Source organism: Ruoffia sp. FAM 26254, from assembly GCF_045528545.1.
GTDB classification, from domain to species: Bacteria; Bacillota; Bacilli; order Lactobacillales; family Aerococcaceae; genus Ruoffia; species Ruoffia halotolerans.
The window spans coordinates 24,576-48,670 of sequence record NZ_JBGQQY010000014.1 but is presented as its reverse complement, the minus strand read 5'-3'; the positions used below and the strand labels follow the sequence as shown (position 1 = coordinate 48,670).

Here is a 24,095-nt window from a genome sequence, read left to right as displayed (position 1 = left end):
TGAATGAGAATTCCAATGGTTTATTACGCAGAGACGGACTGCCAAAAGGAATGGACTTTAATCAAGTAGACCAAAGCTTTGTGTCATCGATTGCACACAAACGGAACACGATTCCACGGAAATCCTTACACTACCGAACACCGTTGGAAGTATTTTTGAGTTACTTAGATGAAGCAGTTTTGTCTAGCTTAATTTGACAAATCAAATGTTTAAAAAACCAACCCAGTTTTCCAAACATATCCATACAATTCACCCCATCCTAAAATTTAAAAAAGAGAGACATGTCATTCCCTTTGCCTCTCAAAATAAAGCTATCAATTTCATCTCAAAAACTTAACTTTTAACTAAAAAAGCCTTGATACAACCGCTATTAGTAGCATAAAACTACCATAGCCAATTTACTGAAGCAAATCTTTTGCACCCGATTTAATGAGAATAGTCTTAGTATTATAACACTTTTAAAATTGTCATGCATGATCAATCAGAAATGGTTATAAAAAATAATTAATTAATTTCAGATATTGCATATTTATTTTCTATGGAATTGACAAAGAATAAAACGAACGTTTGTTCTTATTTTCTATTGAGCTTAACTAATTGTACTGATATAATAGATTAAGAAAAATATTACTGATTATTCTTTTTTTGTTGACAAAATTCTAAAAACAAAATAGAATGGAGCAAGAGATAGTGTTGGTAACTCTACGGGGTCCAATGCGGAAACCTTCATTCTTAGGAATGGAGGTTTTTTTTATTAAACAATTTAAAACATTGGATGAACAACTCATAATTGTCCATAATAGGAATTTAAGAATTACTGATTATAAAAGAGCAAAACAATTTTTACTGACTAACAACTATTATAATATCATTAATGGTTACAGTAAGTACTTTATGGACAATGAAACTAATATTTATAAAAACAATGCTACTTTCGATGAAATAACACATCTTCACAGATTTGATACAGCAATAAAGCATGCTCTGATGAAGTCGTTAGGTCATGCAGAAGATCATATTAAATATATAACTGCTCATCGTTTTGCCGAAAATTATCCTAATATAAAATACGCCTATTTACAATTAAGTAGTTATACAAAAAATAGAAATTCGAAACTAGATTGGTTAATTCCAAATCTTTGTAATTTAATAAAAAAGAAATCCAGACAAAAAAAGGATAATGCTATAAAACATTATGTAAAAAATTATAATGATGTCCCAATATGGGTTATCGTAAACTTTATGGATTTCGGACAAATTAACACATTATTTTATTGCTTGCCTACATCCTTGCAAAATCAAATAGCAACGAATTGCCTATCTTTTGTTCATGAAAATGGAAATGCTATAAATGGTATCTTCACTCCAGAAATTATGGTTTCTTTTCTTGATAATATGAGACAAATTAGAAATGTATGCGCACATAATAATAAACTCATTGATTTTAAGTGTAAGTCAGATATAAAGTATTACAATGATTTACATGATAATTACAATATCTCAAAAAATAGTTTCAGAAATGATGTATATAACGTTTTTATCATATTGCAATGTTTTGTTAGTCGAAATGAATATGCTTACTTACATAATTCATTTCTAAAACAAATTAAGAATTTGGATAAAAAACTAAATTCTATTTCTATTAATGTCATTCTAAAAAGTTTGGGATTTCCAGAGGATTGGCATGAAAATAACAAATAATTTATTCATTAATACTCTTTTAGTATTCTGAATTTTAAATTTTTTTCATAGGAAAAAAGGGTTGATGACACATAAATGTCATCAACCCTTTTTATAATTATTTTTACAAACGTTATATTAACGCTGTTTCATTGAGTTCATAATTTGTTGAACTTTCTTTTTAGATGGTTTTTGACCCATTTGAGCCATCATTTGAGAAATCATTCTCTCGTCGATCGGTGGATTTTCCTTAAAGTAATCCATCATATACTTTCTTGATAGGAAGAAACCAGCGACAAAACCAATAATTAATGCAATAAATACGATAACTAACCATATCCAAGTTGCCATTTAACTACACCTCTCTTCTAAACTTCATGTAATACAATAATACTAAATAATCATTGTGTTGACTAGAGAAAATTATTCGTTGTCTCTATTATGTAAGCCACGTTCTTTTTGAATCTCTTTAACTTTATTAGGAGTTAAGTCTTCCCCTTCAGGATCAACGACTTTAATTCCCTCAATTTGAGCACCAATGCTATCTCTCATACTTTGAATGTATTCTTTGTGCAGGTTTTTTCTTTCAATCGATTCTTCTTCAGTGATTGTCCCTGCTTTGTTCTTTTTAGACAATTCGTTGATGCGTTTGATCTTATCCTTACTTAACATATAATCACTCCTTTACTACGAACATTTGTTTGCTAAGCGTTATTATAAATGCTATACTAAAAACAATAAAAACGAAAGAGTTGAAATTATGAAATCAATATCAGCAAAGCAATTAAATATACTTGATTGTATATATAAAGCAATTGACTCTAATGGATACCCGCCAACTGTCAGAGAAATTGGAGCAGAAGTTGGATTAGCTTCGACATCTACTGTTCATGGTCATCTTTCTCGATTAGAAGGCAAAGGTTACTTAGTCCGTGACGCGAGTAAGACACGTGCGTTAGAACTGACGCCAATTGCGCTTGAAGCTTTGGGTATTTCAAGAAAGGATATCCCTTTACTTGGTCGCGTTGCTGCCGGTGCGCCTATCTTAGCAATTGAAGAGGCCGTTGATTATTATCCAATTCCACCTAATTTAGAACATTTTGATAGCAATGATTTATTCATGCTCCAAATTGACGGTGAAAGTATGATCAATGCCGGTATCTTCAATGGTGATTTAATTACAGTTCGTCGCCAACCTTCTGCTAATAATGGTGATATCGTTGTCGCTTTGACTGATGATGACGAAGCAACTTGTAAGACTTTTTACAAACAGTCTGATCACTATATTTTACGTCCCGAAAATGACGCTATGGATGACATTATTTTAAACTCAGTCCAAATATTAGGTAAAGTTATTAGCTTATACCGTGAATTTTAGATTTCAAATATATTAATTAAAACGAAATCCGAACACTATAGTAGAGTTCGGATTTTTTTGAATTTTAAAATAAAGAGTAGATATTAGTATTGCATTAAAGCTTTATAGTTATAACCTTCAATTTTTTCTCTACCGTTTAATTCTTTCAATTCAATTAAGAATGCAATTCCTACAACTTCTCCACCTAGTTTTTCAACTAAGTCGATTGTAGCTTTAACCGTACCACCTGTTGCTAATAAATCATCGATAATGATAACTTTTTGACCAGGTGTAATAGCATCTTTATGCATTGTTAATACATCAGTACCATATTCAAGTTCGTATTCGACTTCAATAATTTCACGAGGTAATTTCCCTCTTTTACGAACTGGCGCAAAGCCAATTTCCATTGCGTAAGCTACAGGACATCCGACAATAAAGCCACGTGCTTCAGGTCCAACAGCTACTTCAGCTCCTACTTCTCTTACATAGTCCACAATTTCTTGTGTCGCTTGCGCAAAAGCAGGTCCATTTGCCATTAATGGTGTAATATCACGAAACGTTACGCCTTCCTTTGGATAATCTTCGATTGAAGCAATATAATCATTTAAGTTCATTTAGTTATTTAATTCCCTTCAAAATATTCTTTAATAGCGTCTATCGGCTGATAATTTAATAAAGCCTCTGACTTATATTCACTTTCATATTGAATAAAAGTCTTTAAGTGAGGTAGATCAATTTTATTATTTGTTGCTTCTTTATTAAACTCTAACCGACCATTCTTAATTGTAACAAATTCTGCTTCTAAAAACATCAAAAACATTCCTTTTAATTTAACTGGGTGTATATTTAATGCTTTTGTTATGTTTTCAAATTCTGTTTTGTACATAAATTCTTGCTTGGCAAAGATATATTTGTACAAATCAACGAACTCTTCTCGAGAAGGGATACCTGCCATATATTTCGATTCCTGAACAAATGATCCTAGATAGACTTTCGACCAAGCTTGTGTATTCACTATCTCTTTCAATTGTTGTAATTGAATCGGCGGCTCCATTACGATGAGGTTATTATATTGGGCTAAATTAACTTTTGATGCATTCTCATATAATACAACAGCTGCACCGTTCAATTGCTTGGACATATAATCTGCAATCGGCTGATGGGCGAATAAATATAAAGCTTTATCTATACTTAACAAATCTTTGTGAATCTTGCTTGAGCGGTAATCTAACCACTGAGAGCCATTAACTCCCATATCTTTCACCATTAACTGTGGAAGACGGTTCCCGTTCCATTCATTAATATCTAACTCACCAACTACAGATACCACACTGCCGTTCTCTAAGCTTTCAGCTTGCTCTGCTTTGCCAAAGCCAATGGCTTGTAATTCGACTTTGGTATCCGTTTGGCTTAGGGCAAGTTTAACATGGTTTTTATCTACTCCAATAAATCTAATTGTGTTAATATGAGCATCTTTAACCATAAACTGCGGTTTTGGATTATCCGTACCGAAAGGCCCTAATAAGTTCACTTCATTAATAAAATCAATCGTCATTTCATTCACACTTAACGGCATATCAATGACAATTGGCTCAGGTTCGTTTAGTAATTCAGTGTAGTGTACAAAGCTTTTGTGGATGCTTTGTTTAAAGTCTTCCCAATTCTCTTCATCAATCGTTAATCCAGCTGCTTGACTGTGACCACCGAAGTAAGTTAGGTACTCATTTTGTTTAACGAGTTCTTCGAAGATATTTATCTTAGATACACTTCTTGAACTTCCTTTATATTGTTTTTTCTCTTCTATATATTGAAAGACAATCGCAGGTCTTTGGTATTTTTTAACTAAACGACTTGCAGCAATCCCTAAGACTCCGGCAGGCCAATCTTTATCTGCTTCAATAATAATATTTGGAATCGAGTCATACTGAGCCATACGATTTTCGATTTCTATAGTGATGTTTTCGGTGATAGATTTTCTTTCACGATTCTTTTCATTCACTATTTCTAATAACGATTCCGCTTCAGAAATATCTAATGTTTTCAATAACTCTAAGCCCGGCGTCGGATCTCCTAATCGACCAACTGCATTTAAACGTGGACCAATAATAAAGCCAATCGTCTCACTCGTTAAGTTATCTAAATTAACTTTTTCATTTTGTAATAATAATTGTAAACCAACGCGCATCGAGTCTTTAATTAGAGTCAATCCACTTAATACAATCGTTCGATTTTCATCCGTTAAAGACACCATATCTGCAACCGTACCGATTGCTGCCAATTCAACAGCTTCTGTGGGTACTTCACCTAATAAGGCACTGACCACCTTCAAAGCAACTCCCGCCCCACTTAATTCTGGGAAAGGATATTGACCTGAAGGATGTTTTGGATGAATAATTGAGAATGCATTCGGTAATTCACTTTGCAATTCATGGTGATCGGTAATAATACAATCCACACCTATATCATTCATTGCATCCACAGCTTCAAAACCAGCCACACCATTATCAACAGTAATGATTAATCGAATATCAAATTCGTCAACCAACTTACTCCAACGTGCTTTATTCGGTCCATAACCGTCCTTTAAGCGGTTTGGTAAATAATAATGGACATTGGCTCCAATCGTCTCTAATGTCTCATACATTATCAATGTGCTGGTAATGCCGTCTGCATCATAATCTCCATAGATTAATATGGGTTCAAACTCTTCAATCGCTGTTTGAATACGGTCAATTGTTTTGTCCATCTCAAATAATAAAAATGGATCATGATATAGTTGAGGTTTTTGATTTGTTTTTTCGATTAACTCTTCTGCACTTGTTATACCTCTAATTGAACATAGGCGTAAAAAAGTTGAACTAAAAGTTGTTTCATTATTGTCTAAAATACTTTTGGAAGCGTCTCTATTAATCTCCGGTCTGATTTGCCAATCAAACTGTGCCATATTGAACTTCACGAATATTACACTTCCTCTGTTGTATCAGTAACTACTTCTTCTTTTGACTCTGGTTTTTCATCTGATTCTACAGAAATTGTATTACGTGAAACACGCTCTTGTTCTTCAATCTTACTGCGTAACTCAGCAATTGCTGCATCTTTTTCAATCGCTGTATTTGAGTGATTATGTTTCTCTTTTGTTAATTGTTTTTCTAACTCTTTATTTTTCTTTCTGTTTGATTGAATCGCAGACATTGATGCAATCATTCCAATGATAACACCAACCAAAATACTGAATAATACAACTAAGACAAGCGATACTTCAAATTGAGTGAAAAAGAAATCAATTCCAACAACATTTGTATTTTGTAATGCAAAAACGACTACTAAGATAAGTAACATAATAATCGCTATAACTTTCCATTGTTCTTTCATCTAATTATCCTCCTTGAAATTTAACATTTCTCCTGCTAATTTATCTCCAATGTTTGGAAACACTTTATATAGTATATCAATAATATGATAATAACGGGGACGATTTAACTCTCTTTTACGACGTGATGGTTTTAAATGCTTAGTCACATCTTTCGCTAATTTTTGCGGATCTAATGCAAATGCCTTAATTCGGTCATAATACTCTTTAGAATTTGAATTATAATTAAAAAAATCCGTCTTGACTGGTCCAGGATTAATTGTGGTCACATCAATACCAAACCGCTTTAACTCCAATCTTAAACTATTCGCGTAGCCTATCACAGCAAACTTTGATGCAGAATAGACACTTGAGCTTGGTGTTGCTATTTTTCCAGCTATGGAAGAAATGAATAAAATATGTCCTGGTGTATTTTTTATAATCATCTCTCTGGCTACTAATTGGGACAAATAAATCATCGCATAAGTATTAATTTTAAAGAGTTGATCAATTTCTTTTGCCGTGAAATCTACTGCTTTTTTAAATATACCCATACCACTTGAATTAATCAAATAATCTATATGACCAAAAGCATTGATTGTTTCTTCCACCGTTTCTTCAATTCCCTTTACCTCAGACAAATCTTTTGCTAGCACAAGTGTTTGAGTATCGTATTCTCGTTTTAATGTATCTGCCAATTCAGAGAGTACTTCTTCTCTTCGAGATACTAATACAAGTTTTGCACTTTTTTTAGCCATTTCAAAAGCAATCGCTTTACCAATTCCACTTGAAGCACCCGTCAATAAAACAACCTTGTTTTTCAGAAACATAATCTCACCCTTTCAATTATATTTCAAATTCATTTAAGTCATAAGCAACTTTCGTTTGTTTGAATATAGACCGTGCATCTTTTTCTAATTGTTTTACATCTGCCCCTAAATATCTCGAGCTAATGTGATTTAAATATAATTGCTTAACATTTGATGCTTTAGCAACTTGAGCCGCTTGTTCGACCGTAGAATGGAAATAACGATTGGCCATTTTGTTCTCGCCTTTTGCATGTGTCCCTTCATGAACAAGAACATCAGCATCTTCGGCTAATTTCTTGATGTTTGCATTGGGTCTCGTATCTCCTATGATTGCAATCACTTTGCCTGGTTGGACTTCACCAACAAAATCTTTACCATCCAGTTTAGTACCATCTTCTAAAGTGACTGTTTTTCCATTTTTTAACATCCCAAATATCGGTCCGTTAGGAATATTGTATTCTTTAAGTTTATCAACCAATAACACACCATCGGATTTCGGTTCTTCAATTCTATAGCCAAATGACAGAATATTATGTTGTAGAGGTAAGTATTTAACTTTCCAGCCCTTATTTAATTGAATTTCGCCACCCTTTGGATCTAGTTCAACTATATTTACTTTATAAAGTAAATTTGATTTTGAATATTTTAATGATGCATTAATGTATTGTTCAATACCTGTAGGTCCGTAGATGGTAATAGGTTGGTTATCTCCGCCTTGAAACGAACGACTACTTAAAAATCCTGGTAAGCCGAATATATGATCTCCATGCATATGAGTAATAAATATATTTTTGACCTTACCCGGTTTTAATGTTGTTTTTAATATTTGATGTTGAGTTCCTTCTCCACAGTCAAATAGCCAAGTTTCATTCAATTCATTCAATAGCTTTAACGCTAAAGAACTTACATTACGACTTTTTGATGGAACGCCAGCGCCAGTTCCTAAAAATAATATTTCCATAGTCACTACCTTTCCTTAATACATTATATTTTACTACAATTTTTTGAGAATTTCTTTACATTTATCTTATTAAACATAAAAAGAGTGTTAGTGAGTTAATCTCCCCACCAACACTCCTCAATTAACTAATACTTTTATCTTTGACGATATATTTCTTTAGCAATAAAGACTGATAATTCATGTGCTCCTTCTTCAGTTGGATGCGCACCATCATCTCTTTGCCAACCTGTTTGGTCATTTGAGTAACTTGCCCAATCAATAATATGAACATTACCAAATCGTTGAGCCGCTGCTAATAATTGTTGATTAGCGTCAGACACCCAAGAACGCTTTGTATCGGATGTAACAAAGAAAATATCATGTTCTGGTCCAATCGCTTCAATGTAGTCATTAATTTGACCTGCTGTAAAGGTTCCATTTGATCCCATCATTGTAACAACTGTTGGTTTCAAAAGCCCACTTTGATCTAAACTATTAACAACCGACACACTATTATACAGTTGACGTCCGACTTCACCGTTAATGACCGCTTTCGGGAAGACATTTTGAATTTGTTTTGTAGCCGCTAATAAAGTAGAGTCTCCTACAAAGGTAATGTCTAATCCATTAGCATAGAGCATTTTTTGTTGGCCGAGGCCTTCAATATTGTTAACTACTTTCACATTTTCAGTATCTTCTGTCTGTGTATCTTCGGCTATTTGGGAGTTCGTTTCAATAATCGTTTGCAATTCTTCTGCCGTTTGAGCTCTTTCTTCAGGTGCAGCAAAAATTCCAATCGTACCAATGACGAAAATCACAATATAAGCACCTGTAATCACTTTAACGTTTAAAAGAGTCCCTTTATGAGATCTTAAATATTTTAATTGGTGACGTGTTTTCTTAATATTAAAGTCTTGTCCAAGTGGTAAACTAATAGTCACTTGCTCAAATAATCGGTAACTAATTTCAGCAAGTATCGCGATAATTAAAAACTGAATTGTATAGTTTGCCCATGATGGTAAACCTAAATTTTGCATCATATTAGGAATAATTAAATAAACAGGATAAAACCATAAATAATAAGAGTAACTACGTTTACCAATAAAGGTAAGCAGTGGAAAACTTAATATCTTGTTCCAAATCGTACTTGGGTGAATTGAAACAAGAATAAATAATGCACTTAAAAGCGTGAATAAACTCATCCCAAAGCGATAAGCAAAGGGTTGTGTTCCGTACATAAATTTACACATAAAGAACATCAAGACCATAATTAACGTCCCTATACCATTAAAGATCCAATTAATTTTACCTTTAATTGGCTTCGCAGTAAGATTCATCGGTAATATTAAACCGACAACCCCACCTGCTGTATAAGAGAACGCCCGTGTAAATACACTATAATAAATACGTGTAGGGTCTTCACCGTCTTTATATAAATAACCCATTAAAAATGCTGATACAACAGTAACGATGAGTAACATATTCACCGTTGTTGTTTGTTTCTTATGCCAAGAATATAATAGCAATATTATTACGGGTGTAAGTAATATTAACTGACCTAAAATTCCGACATACCATAAGTGCGTGAAGGCACTTGGGTTTGCAGCTTGAACGAAATAAGACTGTTCATTCAAGATTTGATAATAGTTGTTAAAGAAAGCAAGTCCTGATAAAGCCATATTTCTAAGGTTAAATAAAGACCCTCTTGAAAATAACAAGATAAAAGAACTTGCTGTTATAATCATGGCTAACATTGGGAAAAACAATCGACTTAACCTTTTTTTATAAAAGTTTAAGTAATTTATTTTAATTCCTTTTTGGCTAGCACTAACAAAGTGTCTAAAGTTAAAAAAACCAGCGATTAACAAGAACATATTTACCGCTAAAAATCCACCGGGTAAAATATGCTGGAAAAAATAATACACAATAATTGTGATAATTGATAGCCCTTTAAGACCATCAAAGATATCTAATCTTTTTTTGGACTTAGTTTCTTGTGACATGCTATCACCTAATCCATAAACTCAAACTGGAATGTTGATAACTCAACAATATCTCCTGTCTGAGCTCCAATATCACGAAGAGCTTGATCAATTCCCATACCACGCATTTGTCTTTGGAAACGAGCAATACTTTCATCATGTGCCATATTCGTCATCGCAAATAATTTTTCGATTTGAGCACCCGTAATGCGGTAGAAGCCTTCTTCGACTTGTTCGACTTCGAAAGGCGCTTCTTCTTGCTCTAAAGTATAATAAGCTTCTTCGATTTCAACTTCTTCTTCAAGTGGAATAAATTCTTCGTTTTGAACAAGTGAAGCTGTTTTCTTGATTAGCTGATCTACACCTTTATTTTGCCATGAGCTAATCGGGAAAATTTCTGGAACTTCTAATTCACGTTCGCCGTAATAAGCATTTAATTTTTCTTCAAAAATTTCAAGATTTTCCTCAGAGATTGCTTCGTCCATTTTGTTAGCGACAATCAACATCGGTCTCAGTAATAATCTCTCGTTATACGCTTCTAATTCATCCATAATGTCAGTGAAATCAACAAAAGGATCGCGACCATGCACTGCTCCCATATCGATGACATGTAACATAATTTTTGTTCTTTCAATGTGGCGTAAGAATTGAATTCCTAATCCAACACCTTCAGAAGCTCCTTCAATTAAACCTGGCATATCTGCGACAACAAACTCTTGTTGGTTTGCTAGTTGTACAACACCTAAGTTCGGAACTAATGTTGTAAATTGATAGTCAGCTATCTTTGGTTTTGCATTACTAATTAACGAAAGTAATGTTGATTTACCCACACTTGGGTACCCGATTAAGGCAACATCTGCAAGAACTTTTAGTTCAAGTTCTAATTCTAATTCTTCTCCGGGTTCACCATTTTCTGCAATCGAAGGTGCTGGATTTTTATGCGTTGCAAAACGAATGTTACCACGACCCCCACGTCCTCCTTTAGCAACAGTGAATTTTTGACCATTATCAACTAAATCGGCCATGAACTGACCTGTGGCAGCTGCACGAACAATCGTTCCAGGTGGAACTTTAATAATTAAATCTTCTGCTCCGGCACCGTATTTACTTTTACTCATTCCATTTTCACCATTTTTGGCTTTAAAATGACGGTTATAACGGAAATCCATTAAGGTTCTTAATCCTTCATCTACGATGAAGATAACATCTCCACCTTGACCTCCATCTCCGCCGGCTGGTCCACCATCTGGAACGTATTTCTCTCTACGGAAAGCGACCATTCCATCGCCACCCTTGCCTGCTTTGACTTCTACTTTAGCATGATCTAAAAATGTTGACATTTGACATCACTCCTTTCTTTCTATGTATAATTTTCTAAAACTTACTGTTTAACTCTCTTGGATCAATGAATTTCAATACTTTATCCGTAATAAATTTCATTGTTTTCAATCTGTTTTCTCTTATTGCTTCATTATCGTCATTAACCATATTGTTGTTGAAGTAATCGGCAATTGGATCAGACAATTTAACGAACATATCTAATGCTTTTTCTCGATCCGTAGAGAAATCTGATTTTAACATATCGAATAATCTTTGCTCTGATTCTGTTTGAGCTTTCGTTTCTTCGAATAAGCCATCTGAATTTTCTTTAACGCCTAAATTCACCACACGTGTTAAAGATTCAACTAAATTACGATACTCTTCTGGAGAGTCATTCTTAAGTTTTTGAATGCCTCTAGCAAAATTAACCCCTGCATACACATTCGCATGACGTCCATTAAGCTCTGCTTGAATGATATCATAATCAATCGCTTCTTTCTCAAGAAATTGTTGAATACGTAATTTAATAAAATCAATAAATGAGTCAATTAAATCTTCCTCGGTAACATCCATATCTTTAATCACAACTTTAACAAATTCATGCATATCAAAGTTCCAATCAAACTTCTCACTGATTTCTACCATCCCCATCGCTTGACGGCGAAGTGCATATGGATCGTTTGATCCTGTTGGGATTAATCCGATGTTAAAGTAGTTTAATAGTGTATCAAATTTATCAGCAAATGCAAGCATAGCTCCAGCTAAAGTTCCTGGTAATTCTCCCCCACTACTTGTAGGCATATATTGTTGGCTAATCGTATGTGCAATTTCGTCTGATACTCCAAATTCTTTCGCATAAATTTCACCCATTCGACCTTGTAATTCGTCAAATTCATTAACTACCTGAGTCATTAAATCAAATTTATAAATTTTAGCTGCTTCACTTGCTACAGAACCAGCTTTGGGTTCATTAATTGTTTCAGCTAATTTATTAACAATATGTTCAACGCGTTTTTGCTTTTCTGCTAATGTTCCAAGTTTAAAGTGTTCTTTAACCGACCCTAATTTCTCAGTGAAGTATGCTAAATCATGAGTCATATCTTCTTTATAGAAGAATAAAGCATCTTCTAAACGTGCTTTCAACACTTTTTTATTTCCTTTAATAACATTCTCTATATGATTGTCATCACCATTACGAACTGAGATGAAATAAGGTAATAACCTATCAGTTCCTTCTTCTAAAGCGTAGAAATACCTTTGGTGGTCTCTCATCGCAGTGATTAATACAATTTGTGGGATTTCTAAATACTCGTCCTCGAATTGACCAAAGAAGGCTGTCGGCCATTCAACTAATGCAGTCACTTCATCTAATAAATCTTCAGTCATTGGAATATTCCAATGATTGTCTGAAGAAATTTGTTCGATTTGTTTGATAATAACATCTTTTCTTTCAGATGAATCAACAAGCACAAACTCATCTCTTAATTTTTCTACATAAGTATTAGGAGACGTAATTTCTGTCCTCCCACCTAGGAAACGATGACCAGTTGATGTATTTCCTGCTTCTATATTAATAAAGCTAAATGGAACAACTTCATCATCAAGTAATGATACAATCCAATGTACTGGACGGATAAAACTTTTATTGAATGAATTCCAAGTCATGCTAACTGGGAATGTCATCGCGTTTAATACATCAGCCATATTCGCTAATACCTCTTTAACTGATAAGCCCTCTGTATGTTTATTAACGAAGATATAGTCTTCATCTTTAATTTGTTCAACGAAAATGTCATCGACAGTTAATTTTTGTCCGCGAACAAAGCCTTGTGCTGCTTTACTCCATTCACCTTCTTCGTCCTGAGCAATACGTAATGCAGGTCCTTTAACTTTCTCAGATACGTCTTCTTGACGTTCCGCAATACCTTTAACAATCACAGCTAAGCGTCTTGGTGTTGAATAAGCAACTGCATCATCATAAGTTAATCGGTTATCAGTTAAAAACTGCTCAACTTTATCTTTTAATTGGTCACTTAATTCAGTTAAAAAACGAGCAGGTATTTCTTCCATTCCAACTTCTAATAAATAATCTTTTGTCATGTCAATCGCTCCTTTACGCTTTGTCTTTATTTAATAATGGGAAGCCAAGTTCTTCACGCTCATTAACAAATGCTTGTGCAACAGAGCGAGCCATCTTTCTAATTCTACCTAAGTACCCAGCACGGTCTGACTGAGAGATCACTCCACGTGCATCAAGTAAATTGAATGTGTGCGAACATTTTAAGATGTAATCATAGGCTGGATGTGACAGTCCATTATCAATTAAATTCATTGCTTCTTTTTCAAATGCATTAAATTGAGTGAAAAGCATTTCTGTATTACTTAAATCAAATGAGTAAGTCGAGTGTTCACGTTCAGGTTGTTTAAATATTTCACCATATTTCACTCCCGGAGCCCATTCTAAATCATAAACATTATCCACATCTAGAATATACATGGCTAAACGCTCTAGTCCATATGTTAATTCACTTGTTACTGGGTCTACTTTTAAACCACCTACTTGTTGGAAGTAAGTAAATTGTGTAATTTCCATTCCATCAATCCATACTTCCCATCCTAATCCTGCACAGCCTAATGATGGGTTTTCCCAGTTATCTTCAACAAAACGAATGTCATGCGCAAGTGGGTCAATCCCTAAAGCCACTAAGCTATCTAAGTATAATTCTTGAATATTTGTCGGAGATGGTTTCATCACAACTTGAAATTGATGATGTTGATATAAACGGTTTGGGTTTTCACCATAACGCCCATCAGCTGGACGTCTTGATGGTTCAACATACGCTGCATTCCAAGGCTCAGGTCCGATTGCACGTAAGAAAGTATACGGGCTCATTGTCCCTGCTCCTTTTTCAGTGTCATAACTTTGTAAAATTAAACACCCTTGTTCTGCCCAAAATTGTTGTAATGTTAATATCATTTCTTGAATTGTCTTTGCCATTGATAATTCCTCTTTTCTGTAAAATAAAAAAACTGCCCCTATGATTAGATAAAAATCTAAATCATAGGGACGAAGTAAATTCGCGGTTCCACCCTAATTCAAGCGTTAACTTGCACTTATGTCAAACGATTCAATTAAAAAAACACTTTTAAGGCTGCCTTCGATTTGGTCTAGCTTTCACTCTCCTAGACTCGCTTTACTATCTTATTTAATCACCTTAATACATAGAACATCATACTACAATTCACTCAAATTCTCAATCAGATTTGTGTCGTTTTCTGATGACATCTTGCATGGAAGCACTTAATGTATCCAAATTATTTAAATAACTCTTGCTCTTTAAGTTAATACCGACAAATTCTTTATAAATTTCATCCATTAATCGACGCAATTCTTGAATAGTCTCTTGACTAACTTGAATACTATTAATTTGATGCAAACTAGCTAAATCAAGTCGACTTGCAATAAACATTGCCTTAGGCGCGATATGCATTCGAAATGAATCTTCATGAAAGTGCTTCTGACATAACACTCCTTGTAATTTCATACTGAAATCAAAGGGCTGTACCGTTGTCCCACAGATGCGACATCGATCAAAATGTATGTCAAAACCAAAATATCTTAGTAACTTAATCTCCATGCTGATCGTAATCGCTTCGTAAGAGACATCGCTATTCATTAGTTCCAATGCTTTCTTTAGCATATCATATAATGCTTGATCGGGTGTGTTGTCATTAATCGCTGCATCGACTAATTGAGTCACATAACTTGAATATGCTTGTTTCATATAATCAGTTTGAATTTTCCGGTGAATTTCAATCGTATTCGCTTCTTTTAGAAAAGACAAGCCTTCTTCATTTATGTTGCCAATATAGTGGTTCACTGTGAGTGGTATCAGTTGACTAGTTAAGCGATGATTAGGTTTTTGTAAGCCTCTTACAAAGAACATTTTTGTTCCATAATCTTCTGTAAAAATCTTTACGAGCGCATCATGTTCCAGATGCTTTCTTTGAAACAAAACAATCCCTTCGAACCGTTCATTCAACTAATCACCTCTATCGTTTAATAATTATCTGGTTGATAACCAAAGTCATTCAATTGAGTGCGACGATCGCGCCAATTCTTTTGAACTTTCACCCATAAATCGAGATAAACTTTATCTCCTAATAGAATTTCAATATCTCGACGAGCGCGTTGTCCAATTTTTTTAATCATTGATCCTTGGGCTCCGATAATAATACCTTTTTGAGAACTACGTTCGACAATAATAGCAGCTTGAATCTCAATCTTATCATCTTCGTTACGTTTCATACTCTCAACTTGAACCGCTACTGAATGCGGAATCTCTTCGCGTGTTAATTCTAATATTTTCTCACGAATAAATTCAGCGACAATAAAGTATTCTGGATGATCCATCACTTGGTCAGCTGGATAGTATTGAGGTCCTTCTGGAATAATTTCTTTAATTCCTTTGATTAGTGCATCAACGTTATTACCTTCCGTGGCACTGATTGGATAGATTTCATCAAAATCATGTTCTTGACGGTAAGTGTCAATGATTGGTAATAATTCGTCTGGTGTTACTAAGTCAATCTTATTAATAACTAAGAACACAGGAATGTTTGCTTGTTTCACACGTTCAATCACTAAGCGGTCTCCAGGTCCGATTTTTTCAGAGGCATTCACAACTACTAAGATTCCATCTACCCCTTTAAGTGCGCTGTATGCTGCATTCAACATAAAGTCACCTAACGCATGTTTCGGTTTATGAATTCCCGGTGTATCAATGAAGACAATTTGGCTTTCTTCATCGGTCACAACCCCTTGAATTCGATTACGAGTTGTTTGCGCTTTGTCAGACATAATGGCTACTTTTTGTCCGACGAAACGGTTTAATAAAGTTGATTTCCCTACATTTGGTCTACCAATAATGGTAATAAAACCTGATTTAAATTTGTTATTTTTCATAAACACTCCTTAATTAATAAATATTAACTTCCAAATTTTTGGTATAAATATAATCATTCCAATAACAACCGACATGGTTGCAACCACTAATACTGCACCAGCGGATGCATCTTTTGCTTTTTTCGCTAGTTGATGGTACTCCTTTTGACACGCTAAATCAACTGTATGTTCGATGGAAGTGTTCAATAATTCCATACCGATGACTAAGCCGATGCAAATAACGATACTTAACCACTCTACTAAACTAATATTGAATAAAAAGCCCGCAACAATAACTAAAACTGTAATAATCATATGGATTTTAATATTTCTTTCAATTTTTACAGTCTCCATAATCCCTTGAACTGCATGATAAACAGACTTTGTAAATTTGTTATTGCCCTCGTGAAAAGCCATTTTCTTCTAGCACCTCTTCTTGTAACGAGAACATTTCTTTTTCGTCAGCTTCGGTTTGATGGTCATACCCATTCAAATGTAAGAAGCCATGGACAGCTAAGAATGCTAATTCTCTTTCGACTGAATGTCCATAATCTTCAGCCTGCTCAACAGTTTTTTCAAAAGAAATAATAATATCTCCTAAGTGTTTAGACACATCATTGCCACCTTCAATGTCAGAAAATGAATCAAAGTTGAAGTTCGGTGCCTCATCTACGTCTTCCTCTAAAGCAAAACTTAATACATCCGTTGGGCGATCAATACCACGATACTCTTTATTCAATTCATGAATAATATCATTAGATACGATTGAGATATCGACTTCGATACCTTCGCCTAATCCAAGTTTGTGAGCTGTTTGGGTAATAATGTGGTTTAACATCTCTGTATGTTCTTCAGTTAGTAACCCATCTTCATCTATTAAATCTATAATCATTAGTTGTCCTCCGTTTTTTAATCTGGATACTCCACCCGAGTATGAAATGTACTTGCTATAGTGTGTACAATTGATTTTTTAACTTTTTCTAATTCAGCGACTGTCATATGACACTCTTCAAATTGTCCTTCAGCCAATTTCCCATTAATAATATTATCAACTAAATTTTCAAATGCCGTTTGCGTATGTTCCTTAATTGTTCTAGAAGCGGCTTCAACTGAATCAGCAATCATGATAATCATCGCCTCTTTACTTTGAGGCTTAGGTCCAGGATAGCGGAACTTTTCCTCGTCCACATGATTGTTTGTTTGTTTAGCCTGATGATAAAAATACCTTACTAAAGTGGTTCCGTGATGTTGCATACAAATATCTATAACACTTTCTGGCATATCATATTCTCGTAAGATCTTTTCACCTTCAGTGACATGCCCAATAATAATGGCAGCACTCTCTTCAGCCGTCACCATTGAATGTGGAGACTCCATTCCTTCAGATAAATTCTCAACGAAAAACAATGGATGATTTACCTTTCCAATATCATGGTAATACGATGCAATTCTTACTAATAATGAATCTGCTCCGATAGCATCCGCAGCATTCGCTGAAATATTCGCTACCATCATACTATGGTGATATGAGCCTGGTGCTTTCTCTACAATACTTTTCAATAGCGGATGAGTTAAATTCGCTAGTTGGTTTAAAGTTAATGGTGCTTTACTGCTTAAAAGTTTATGCCAGTATGGTTCAATAAAGAAATAAATACCAAAGGCTATCAGTAAATTAAATAATATAAACGATAATATAACAATTGAAATTTCAGATACTAATGAAACGTTCGTCATCAACACAATCGGCATGGCAAATACAGAATGCAAGACCAATGCATATAAAAAGCCGTACCTTAATGAGTTTTTATTCTTAACTAGTAATTGATAACTTAATGAAATTAGAGAACTAAAGAAATAAAAACTTGTAATCATAAAGGTCACAGTCATACTATCGCCGTCATGAGAAATAAATAATGCAAGTAAATTGAAAAAGCCCATAAAGAATAAGGTTAATCTTATATTGGTTCTTGGTCTTAATAACATTGGGATCACATAGATTGGCAGAAATAACATGGCGTAATCAATCCCATTCAATTGCAATATATACAACACTCTCAAGACAAGAAAACTTACTGTAAAGAGTAAGCCATAACCCAGGATTTGTGTACCCAATTCAATGTCCAATAGCGCATTTTCTTTCTCTTTTACAACATAGTAAACAAGTGCGATTGCATGAATGATAATAACTGCTGCAAAAGCAATTAATAAATCATTGTTAGACTCTCGATCTAGATAACCAAGCAAATCTAATTGTCTGTAAGTCGTTTGGTTAATAATGTGCCCTTCTTGAACGATTATTTGCCCTTGTAAGATATAGCTCGGTTGAACAGCATTCTCTGCTTCTGCACGACGCTTTTCTGTCTCGCTTTCACTATAAACTACGGTTGGTACAACCAATTCTTGCATTAATTCGCTGATAATGCCCTTATTTTCAGAGTTTATATCCAATTCGCTAATATATTGATTCACATCTGATAAAATTTGATTTAAATCAGTCGATTCAATTTCACTACTTAAAACACTCGCAAGTAAATCATTGATTTGTTGTTGCATTTGATTTAAATCTTCATTATTTACTGTTAACAGTCTAGTAATAGAATCCACTGATAACGATTCATCTAATTCTTCGACCGAATCACTCTCACTCGCTAAGATTGCTTGATTATAAATAACAAGCTGTTCCGTGGCTTCTAATTGTCCAAAAGGAACAGATTGTGTCTCAGCTCGTTGACTATCTATCGAGGTGATACCCACCAGACCACTTAATACAGAATCTTCAAGCATCTCATTAATGTCAACAGTTGAGTACTCATTCTCTCTAATAGAATAAATTAAATTAAAAAACTCTTCAGTCTGCTCCACTTGTTGATCAAGAATAGCAGGCTGAAAAACATATGCGTCTGGCACGCTTGAGCGTGCACGTTCCATATTAATCTCAGTCTGTTCAGTATCTTCTATCGTCACAGGAGCTTGAACTGTTTTCTCCGCAACTTGGTTGATGCGAAAGTTATATTGTTCAGGTTGCACATCTGTAAAACCTATAAAAAATATCAACACAGACATAAGCAAAATAATTAGAGGGATGAATAATGTCCCTAAAACCGTCTGTAGTTTCCGTAATTGCTGGTTCATTTTACTCCCCCTCTATATAAAATTAATCTTCAGAATAAGCTCTAATAATATCCGCTACAACTGGATGACGTACAACATCAAATTCATCAAAGTAATTAAATTTAATTTTATTTATTTTATTTAATTTTCTCTCAGCATCAATTAAGCCTGATTTAACACCTTTTGGTAAGTCAATTTGAGTTTGGTCTCCGTTAATAATCATCTTAGAACCAAAGCCAAGTCGTGTTAAGAACATCTTCATTTGTGCAATGGTTGTATTTTGAGCTTCATCTAAGATAACAAAAGCGTCATCTAATGTACGACCACGCATATATGCTAAAGGCGCAATTTCAATAATACCTCTTTCCATCAAACGATTTGTATGTTCCATCCCAAAAATAGCATAAAGTGCATCGTAAACAGGTCTCAGATATGGATCTACTTTTTCTTTCAAGTCGCCTGGTAAAAATCCAAGGCTCTCTCCGGCTTCTACGGCAGGACGAGTTAAGATGATTTTCTTAACACGGCCTTCTCTCATAGCTTGAACTGCTAAAACTACCGCTAAGAAAGTTTTCCCTGTACCTGCTGGCCCGATTCCAAACACCACATCGTGAGTTTCAACTGCTTTGACATATTGTAATTGTCCAAAATTTTTCGCACGAATCGCTGTTCCGTCATATGCTCGACCGATGACTTCTTCAAATAGGTTAATGAAATATTCAATGGTTCCATTTTTTGCCATCTTAACAGCAGTAATGATATCCATCGTTCGAGGGGTAATCCCTCTTTCTAAAAGCTCAACTAAATTCAACATGATTGCTCGTGTCATCTCAACATCATCTTCTTTTCCTGATATTGTTATGACTTCGCCACGATTACTCACCTGAATGTTAAAGTTCTCTTCGAGTAATCGAACATACTTATCATGTGTTCCTAGTATCGCTAATAACCAATCTTGGTTTGATACAATAACTTGTTGTGAAAATGCATCTGCTCCGCTCAAATAATACGCTCCTTTTATCATTGTCTTTAATTAAAATAAGATTACCATAAATACATAAAAAAATGAACTTTAGTACCTAATTATAACAAAATCCTTTAAACATTGCATGGTAGAGCAAAGTTACTTCATTTTTTCATCTTTACATCTAATTTACACAATATTTACAGGAAATTTACACTTCTATCGTATAGTTAGTGATGGAAATAACAAAAATATTGTAGAAGGAGAATGTAATTGAAATCTTTGAAAAAAATGGTCTTGTCTGCTTTACTGGCAACCACTATGTTATCAAGCGTTGGATTTAATGTTCACGCACAAGAAACAACCACAGGTTCAATCACTGAAAATACACATATCGCTAATGAGGAACGTGCGAATGACGAGGCATATTCTGAAGAAGCAATTACGGCAGAAGACGGCTTTGAATTCGATGATGAAGGGAATATTACGGCTGTAACGATTGGTGGAGAAACTGCAGATGTTACTCAAGAAAACCCAGCTAATCCGGAAACACCTGAAAATAATTCACCAAACAGAATTACAACAAACTTAACCGATGACCCTTCGACATCTATGCACTTCCAATGGCATACAACCGATGCAGATGAGAATGCAAAATTATACATTTGGGAAGAGGGGCAATCGATGGATGACGCTATTGAAGTAGATCCTGAAATCATTGAGATTGATGATGCCTTCTATAACCAAATGACAGAAGACGGGCATTACGTTTATGCTATTATGTGGGATGAGGAAGAGAATGAGCCCATAACAGACGATGATGACCCATGGATTGCAACTGAAAATCCTGATGAAGTTGTTGGATACTATACTGATGAAGTATTCTCAGATGACAACCTATTATGGTTAGACAAAGGGTTTGATAATTATTCTTTAGGTTTACCTTACCCTAGCTTTACTGAAACAGCATATAAAGCAACAGTGACTGAATTAAATCCAAACACTGTATATCACTATACAGTTGGAAATAAAGACGGTGAATTATCAGACGAAGCGACATTTACAACAGCAAGCGAATCAAGTGATGATTTCTCATTCATTCACTATACTGACACTCAAAACGCTTTCTCATCAGAAAACCAACGTTCAGAAGCAGATTATTCAAATTCAACCATTCAATCAATGTTAGAAAATCCTAATGCAGAAGATGCCCGCTTTGCACTACACACAGGTGATGTAGTTAATGATGACTGGAACGATACAGAATGGAACTTAACTTTAGATGCATTATTACCATTAAATAATGAAATGCCACATATGTTTATCACCGGTAACCATGATAATGATAACTTCTTAGATCATATTAATACCGACAATGCAGTTGAAGGGATGGATTCTGGTGCAGCTTATTCAACACGTTATAACGGTGTACAATTCATTAACTTAAACACTGAACAAGCAAATGAATCAGACGAAGATGAAGCACCAGCAATCTTAGATAACCAAATGAAGTGGTTTGAAGAAGAGTTACAAAAAGCTCAAGAAGCTAAGGACAACGGAGACATTGACTGGGTATTTGTCAGCTATCACCGCCCTCTATTCTCTTCATCTTATCATTCATTAGAAGATGAAAGTGTCCAATTAATTCGTGATGATTTAATGGCTTTACTAGATGAGTATGATGTAGACTTAGTCTTCAATGGGCACGATCATAACTTAACCGTGACTCATGCACTAACTCATAATGCTGAAACCTTCGGTAACGCAGAAGTAGCCACTGCAGGTGAAACGAATGAAGATGTGACAACGTTCAATAATCCTGAAGGAACGGTCTTCTTCATTCCTAGTACAGCGGGAACTAAGACTTATAATACGATTTATAAGCTTGAAAGTTTTGATTGGATCTTAGAAAACGAAGATATTCATGAAACATACGAAGACTTATTCGGTCATGAAATAACCGAAGAAAATATTAATAGCTTCCGCGAGTTGTTATTAACAGAAGAACAACCTTTCATTTCTTCATTCTATGCAGAAGGTCATTCAAATGCACGTGAATCAAACTTCCAACACTACTCTGTTGTAGACGTAACTTCGGATACTGTCACTTATGAATTATATCAAGTGGTTGGTGAAGATTTAGACAACCGTGAAACGACACTTGTTCATTCTTATGAAATTACAAAATAATTTTCTTTACTAGAAAAATAAAGCTGCGAGTAATATTTCTTTTACTCACAGCTTTTTCTATGGAAAATAAAAACACCCTTTCGGGTGTTTAAAAAGATTAACCTAATAGATTCTTTGTAACTTCTTTTACAAGATTACCATCAGCTTTTCCTTTTAGGTTGGCCATAGCTTTCCCCATAACTTTACCAAAGTCAGACTTAGACGTTGCATTCAGTTCGTCCATTACTTTTCGAACTTCAACTTCAATCTCTTCTTCTGATAATTGTTTAGGTAAGTAACGTTCGACTACTACAATTTCATCGGTTACTTCATCTACTAAATCTTGTCGTCCAGCTTTTTCAAATTCAGCTAAAGAATCTTTACGCTGTTTTAATTCGCGAGAAATAATCGTAATTTCTTGCTCCTCATTTAAAGGTTCAGAATGCTCTAATTGCTCCATTTGTAATGCCGACTTCAACATACGTAATACTTTTAAAGTCTCTTTATCTCTAGCCTTCATCGCTTGCTTGACGTCTTGATTAATTCGTTCAGTTAGTGACATTTCGCCTCACCTATCTGTTATTTAGAATTTTCTTTTACGAGCTGCTTCCGATTTTTTCTTACGTTTAACACTTGGTTTTTCGTAAAATTCACGTTTACGTGCTTCTCTTAAAGTACCTGTTTTTGAAACATCTCGCTTAAAGCGACGAAGAGCGTCTTCTAATGATTCGTTATCACGAACTACTGTTTTAGACATTATGAATCCCCTCCTCCCAAGCTTTTCTGACCTTACTATTTTTTATGCAAAATAATAAAGTTCTTGTAATATTATAATCAAACAACCTTGTCTTTGCAAGGTCTTAATGAAACTTTTTTCATAGAAAGTGTCAATTTATTTCCAAAAATTCGATTAAATATAGGTTTTTTATGCTGTTTATCGCAAAATTTATTAGATAAGATTTTTAATTTAAGTTTTATACTTTACACTTTGAACATAAACCAAATATTTCAAATCGATGTGTGTCAATTTGAACATCATTTAAAGCATCCGTCATTTTGGTTAAATCCATCGGGCATGTTTCTAAAGGTATTGCCATCCCACAATTTGTACAAATGAAATGATGGTGATGGTGATTGTGGTCTAAACAATTCATACGAAAATGTTGTTCTTGGTTATATTCTGTTGCTTCCAGAATACCAGCTTCGACAAAGTCATATACATTACGATACGTAGTGTTGTAACTCATTGTGGGATAATTTTCTGTTAGCTTCTCATGAACTGTTTGCGCACTTAAGTAACGATCATTACACGCAAACAGCGTTAATATTTCTTGTCTTTTTTTAGTGTTTTTAAAGCCGAATTCTTTTAATTTTAAAATTGCTTCATTAATTTTATTTTCTTCTTTTTTTGTTATAACTTCATAAGTCATTACTTGACGTCTCCTTATATAAATATGCTATGATGT

At 34.4% G+C, this 24,095-nt stretch carries 23 protein-coding genes and 1 pseudogene; 4 read left to right on the top strand and 20 right to left on the bottom strand.

The window, feature by feature from the left end; all coding sequences use genetic code 11:
* Window positions 1–197, top strand: a pseudogene (locus tag ACEN3Z_RS05355) (IS30 family transposase); the annotation flags it as partial.
* Between the two features lie 517 nt (window positions 198–714).
* Entirely contained in the window at window positions 715–1,701 is a 987-nt protein-coding gene (locus tag ACEN3Z_RS05350; protein ID WP_407089948.1) for an Abi family protein, read from the top strand.
* A 117-nt stretch (window positions 1,702–1,818) separates the two neighbouring features.
* Here the strand turns inward: ACEN3Z_RS05350 and ACEN3Z_RS05345 are convergent, their stop codons facing one another.
* Window positions 1,819–2,031 carry a YneF family protein gene (locus ACEN3Z_RS05345; protein WP_138403917.1) on the bottom strand — a complete coding sequence of 71 codons (213 nt, stop codon included), beginning with the start codon at window positions 2,029–2,031 and terminating at the stop codon, window positions 1,819–1,821.
* Window positions 2,032–2,103: 72 nt separating this feature from the next.
* The gene (locus ACEN3Z_RS05340) at window positions 2,104–2,352 is read right to left on the bottom strand and encodes a DUF896 domain-containing protein (protein ID WP_197104010.1); all 249 of its coding nucleotides are present in this window, start codon (window positions 2,350–2,352) and stop codon (window positions 2,104–2,106) included.
* Window positions 2,353–2,440: 88 nt separating this feature from the next.
* On the opposite strand from ACEN3Z_RS05340, the gene lexA reads away from it, so the two are divergent.
* Entirely contained in the window at window positions 2,441–3,058 is a 618-nt protein-coding gene (gene lexA / locus ACEN3Z_RS05335; protein WP_197104009.1) for a transcriptional repressor LexA, read from the top strand.
* Window positions 3,059–3,141: 83 nt separating this feature from the next.
* Here lexA and ACEN3Z_RS05330 read toward each other — a convergent pair whose 3' ends face one another.
* The 15 genes from ACEN3Z_RS05330 to ACEN3Z_RS05260 all read right to left on the bottom strand — a co-directional run bounded on the left by ACEN3Z_RS05330 (window position 3,142) and on the right by ACEN3Z_RS05260 (window position 20,499).
* Window positions 3,142–3,654: an adenine phosphoribosyltransferase gene (locus ACEN3Z_RS05330; RefSeq protein WP_407089947.1), complete on the bottom strand. Its 513-nt coding sequence runs from the start codon at window positions 3,652–3,654 to the stop codon at window positions 3,142–3,144.
* A gap of 8 nt (window positions 3,655–3,662) precedes the next feature.
* Window positions 3,663–5,996 (bottom strand): single-stranded-DNA-specific exonuclease RecJ, encoded by a 2,334-nt coding sequence (gene recJ, locus ACEN3Z_RS05325; protein ID WP_407089945.1) that lies wholly within the window; start codon window positions 5,994–5,996, stop codon window positions 3,663–3,665.
* Window positions 5,997–6,001: 5 nt separating this feature from the next.
* Entirely contained in the window at window positions 6,002–6,412 is a 411-nt protein-coding gene (locus ACEN3Z_RS05320) for a lipopolysaccharide assembly LapA domain-containing protein (protein ID WP_407089944.1), read from the bottom strand.
* Window positions 6,413–7,219, bottom strand: a complete 807-nt coding sequence (locus ACEN3Z_RS05315) for an SDR family NAD(P)-dependent oxidoreductase (RefSeq protein WP_407089943.1) — start codon at window positions 7,217–7,219, stop codon at window positions 6,413–6,415.
* 16 nt (window positions 7,220–7,235) lie between these two features.
* Window positions 7,236–8,159 carry a ribonuclease Z gene (gene rnz / locus ACEN3Z_RS05310; protein ID WP_407089942.1) on the bottom strand — a complete coding sequence of 308 codons (924 nt, stop codon included), beginning with the start codon at window positions 8,157–8,159 and terminating at the stop codon, window positions 7,236–7,238.
* Between the two features lie 134 nt (window positions 8,160–8,293).
* Window positions 8,294–10,141 (bottom strand): acyltransferase family protein, encoded by a 1,848-nt coding sequence (locus ACEN3Z_RS05305; RefSeq protein ID WP_407089941.1) that lies wholly within the window; start codon window positions 10,139–10,141, stop codon window positions 8,294–8,296.
* A gap of 8 nt (window positions 10,142–10,149) precedes the next feature.
* Window positions 10,150–11,460, bottom strand: a complete 1,311-nt coding sequence (gene obgE, locus ACEN3Z_RS05300; protein WP_407089940.1) for a GTPase ObgE — start codon at window positions 11,458–11,460, stop codon at window positions 10,150–10,152.
* A gap of 34 nt (window positions 11,461–11,494) precedes the next feature.
* Window positions 11,495–13,540 carry a glycine--tRNA ligase subunit beta gene (glyS, locus tag ACEN3Z_RS05295; RefSeq protein ID WP_407089939.1) on the bottom strand — a complete coding sequence of 682 codons (2,046 nt, stop codon included), beginning with the start codon at window positions 13,538–13,540 and terminating at the stop codon, window positions 11,495–11,497.
* A gap of 13 nt (window positions 13,541–13,553) precedes the next feature.
* Window positions 13,554–14,438, bottom strand: coding sequence for a glycine--tRNA ligase subunit alpha (glyQ, locus tag ACEN3Z_RS05290; protein WP_138403928.1), 885 nt, complete (start codon window positions 14,436–14,438; stop codon window positions 13,554–13,556).
* 256 nt (window positions 14,439–14,694) lie between these two features.
* The gene (gene recO / locus ACEN3Z_RS05285; RefSeq protein ID WP_407089938.1) at window positions 14,695–15,483 is read right to left on the bottom strand and encodes a DNA repair protein RecO; all 789 of its coding nucleotides are present in this window, start codon (window positions 15,481–15,483) and stop codon (window positions 14,695–14,697) included.
* Between the two features lie 17 nt (window positions 15,484–15,500).
* A complete protein-coding gene (gene era, locus ACEN3Z_RS05280; RefSeq protein ID WP_407089937.1) occupies window positions 15,501–16,406 on the bottom strand; it encodes a GTPase Era in 906 nt (301 codons plus the stop codon).
* A 9-nt stretch (window positions 16,407–16,415) separates the two neighbouring features.
* Complete coding sequence (locus ACEN3Z_RS05275; RefSeq protein WP_407089936.1) at window positions 16,416–16,802, bottom strand: diacylglycerol kinase family protein; 387 nt, start codon at window positions 16,800–16,802, stop codon at window positions 16,416–16,418.
* Window positions 16,780–17,277 (bottom strand): rRNA maturation RNase YbeY, encoded by a 498-nt coding sequence (ybeY, locus tag ACEN3Z_RS05270; RefSeq protein ID WP_407089935.1) that lies wholly within the window; start codon window positions 17,275–17,277, stop codon window positions 16,780–16,782. The genes ACEN3Z_RS05275 and ybeY overlap by 23 nt, the downstream gene beginning before the upstream one ends.
* A gap of 17 nt (window positions 17,278–17,294) precedes the next feature.
* Window positions 17,295–19,517, bottom strand: coding sequence for an HD family phosphohydrolase (locus ACEN3Z_RS05265; protein WP_407089934.1), 2,223 nt, complete (start codon window positions 19,515–19,517; stop codon window positions 17,295–17,297).
* A gap of 22 nt (window positions 19,518–19,539) precedes the next feature.
* Entirely contained in the window at window positions 19,540–20,499 is a 960-nt protein-coding gene (locus ACEN3Z_RS05260) for a PhoH family protein (RefSeq protein ID WP_407089933.1), read from the bottom strand.
* A 234-nt stretch (window positions 20,500–20,733) separates the two neighbouring features.
* Here ACEN3Z_RS05260 and ACEN3Z_RS05255 point away from each other — a divergent pair, with 234 nt between their 5' ends.
* Window positions 20,734–22,650: a metallophosphoesterase gene (locus ACEN3Z_RS05255; RefSeq protein ID WP_407089932.1), complete on the top strand. Its 1,917-nt coding sequence runs from the start codon at window positions 20,734–20,736 to the stop codon at window positions 22,648–22,650.
* A gap of 97 nt (window positions 22,651–22,747) precedes the next feature.
* On the opposite strand, the gene ACEN3Z_RS05250 is transcribed toward ACEN3Z_RS05255, so the two are convergent.
* The 3 genes from ACEN3Z_RS05250 to ACEN3Z_RS05240 all read right to left on the bottom strand — a co-directional run bounded on the left by ACEN3Z_RS05250 (window position 22,748) and on the right by ACEN3Z_RS05240 (window position 24,059).
* On the bottom strand, window positions 22,748–23,191 hold the full coding sequence (locus ACEN3Z_RS05250; protein ID WP_407089930.1) for a GatB/YqeY domain-containing protein: 444 nt from the start codon (window positions 23,189–23,191) through the stop codon (window positions 22,748–22,750).
* A 21-nt stretch (window positions 23,192–23,212) separates the two neighbouring features.
* A complete protein-coding gene (gene rpsU, locus ACEN3Z_RS05245) occupies window positions 23,213–23,386 on the bottom strand; it encodes a 30S ribosomal protein S21 (RefSeq protein WP_138403937.1) in 174 nt (57 codons plus the stop codon).
* Window positions 23,387–23,603: 217 nt separating this feature from the next.
* Window positions 23,604–24,059, bottom strand: a complete 456-nt coding sequence (locus ACEN3Z_RS05240; protein ID WP_138403938.1) for a Fur family transcriptional regulator — start codon at window positions 24,057–24,059, stop codon at window positions 23,604–23,606.
* Window positions 24,060–24,095: the final 36 nt, after the last annotated feature.

What these genes read in the sequence shown, in the direction of transcription:
- ACEN3Z_RS05330 (WP_407089947.1), bottom strand. Translation starts at nt 3,654, where the DNA reads ATGAACTTAAATGATTATATTGCTTCAATCGAAGATTATCCAAAGGAA.
- ACEN3Z_RS05320 (WP_407089944.1), bottom strand. Translation starts at nt 6,412, where the DNA reads ATGAAAGAACAATGGAAAGTTATAGCGATTATTATGTTACTTATCTTA.
- ACEN3Z_RS05240 (WP_138403938.1), bottom strand. Translation starts at nt 24,059, where the DNA reads ATGACTTATGAAGTTATAACAAAAAAAGAAGAAAATAAAATTAATGAA.
- ACEN3Z_RS05345 (WP_138403917.1), bottom strand. Translation starts at nt 2,031, where the DNA reads ATGGCAACTTGGATATGGTTAGTTATCGTATTTATTGCATTAATTATT.
- ACEN3Z_RS05305 (WP_407089941.1), bottom strand. Translation starts at nt 10,141, where the DNA reads ATGTCACAAGAAACTAAGTCCAAAAAAAGATTAGATATCTTTGATGGT.
- ACEN3Z_RS05275 (WP_407089936.1), bottom strand. Translation starts at nt 16,802, where the DNA reads ATGGCTTTTCACGAGGGCAATAACAAATTTACAAAGTCTGTTTATCAT.
- lexA (WP_197104009.1), top strand. Translation starts at nt 2,441, where the DNA reads ATGAAATCAATATCAGCAAAGCAATTAAATATACTTGATTGTATATAT.
- ACEN3Z_RS05250 (WP_407089930.1), bottom strand. Translation starts at nt 23,191, where the DNA reads ATGTCACTAACTGAACGAATTAATCAAGACGTCAAGCAAGCGATGAAG.
- ACEN3Z_RS05265 (WP_407089934.1), bottom strand. Translation starts at nt 19,517, where the DNA reads ATGAACCAGCAATTACGGAAACTACAGACGGTTTTAGGGACATTATTC.
- obgE (WP_407089940.1), bottom strand. Translation starts at nt 11,460, where the DNA reads ATGTCAACATTTTTAGATCATGCTAAAGTAGAAGTCAAAGCAGGCAAG.
- glyS (WP_407089939.1), bottom strand. Translation starts at nt 13,540, where the DNA reads ATGACAAAAGATTATTTATTAGAAGTTGGAATGGAAGAAATACCTGCT.
- ybeY (WP_407089935.1), bottom strand. Translation starts at nt 17,277, where the DNA reads ATGATTATAGATTTAATAGATGAAGATGGGTTACTAACTGAAGAACAT.
- rnz (WP_407089942.1), bottom strand. Translation starts at nt 8,159, where the DNA reads ATGGAAATATTATTTTTAGGAACTGGCGCTGGCGTTCCATCAAAAAGT.
- rpsU (WP_138403937.1), bottom strand. Translation starts at nt 23,386, where the DNA reads ATGTCTAAAACAGTAGTTCGTGATAACGAATCATTAGAAGACGCTCTT.
- ACEN3Z_RS05340 (WP_197104010.1), bottom strand. Translation starts at nt 2,352, where the DNA reads ATGTTAAGTAAGGATAAGATCAAACGCATCAACGAATTGTCTAAAAAG.
- ACEN3Z_RS05350 (WP_407089948.1), top strand. Translation starts at nt 715, where the DNA reads ATGCGGAAACCTTCATTCTTAGGAATGGAGGTTTTTTTTATTAAACAA.
- glyQ (WP_138403928.1), bottom strand. Translation starts at nt 14,438, where the DNA reads ATGGCAAAGACAATTCAAGAAATGATATTAACATTACAACAATTTTGG.
- ACEN3Z_RS05315 (WP_407089943.1), bottom strand. Translation starts at nt 7,219, where the DNA reads ATGTTTCTGAAAAACAAGGTTGTTTTATTGACGGGTGCTTCAAGTGGA.
- era (WP_407089937.1), bottom strand. Translation starts at nt 16,406, where the DNA reads ATGAAAAATAACAAATTTAAATCAGGTTTTATTACCATTATTGGTAGA.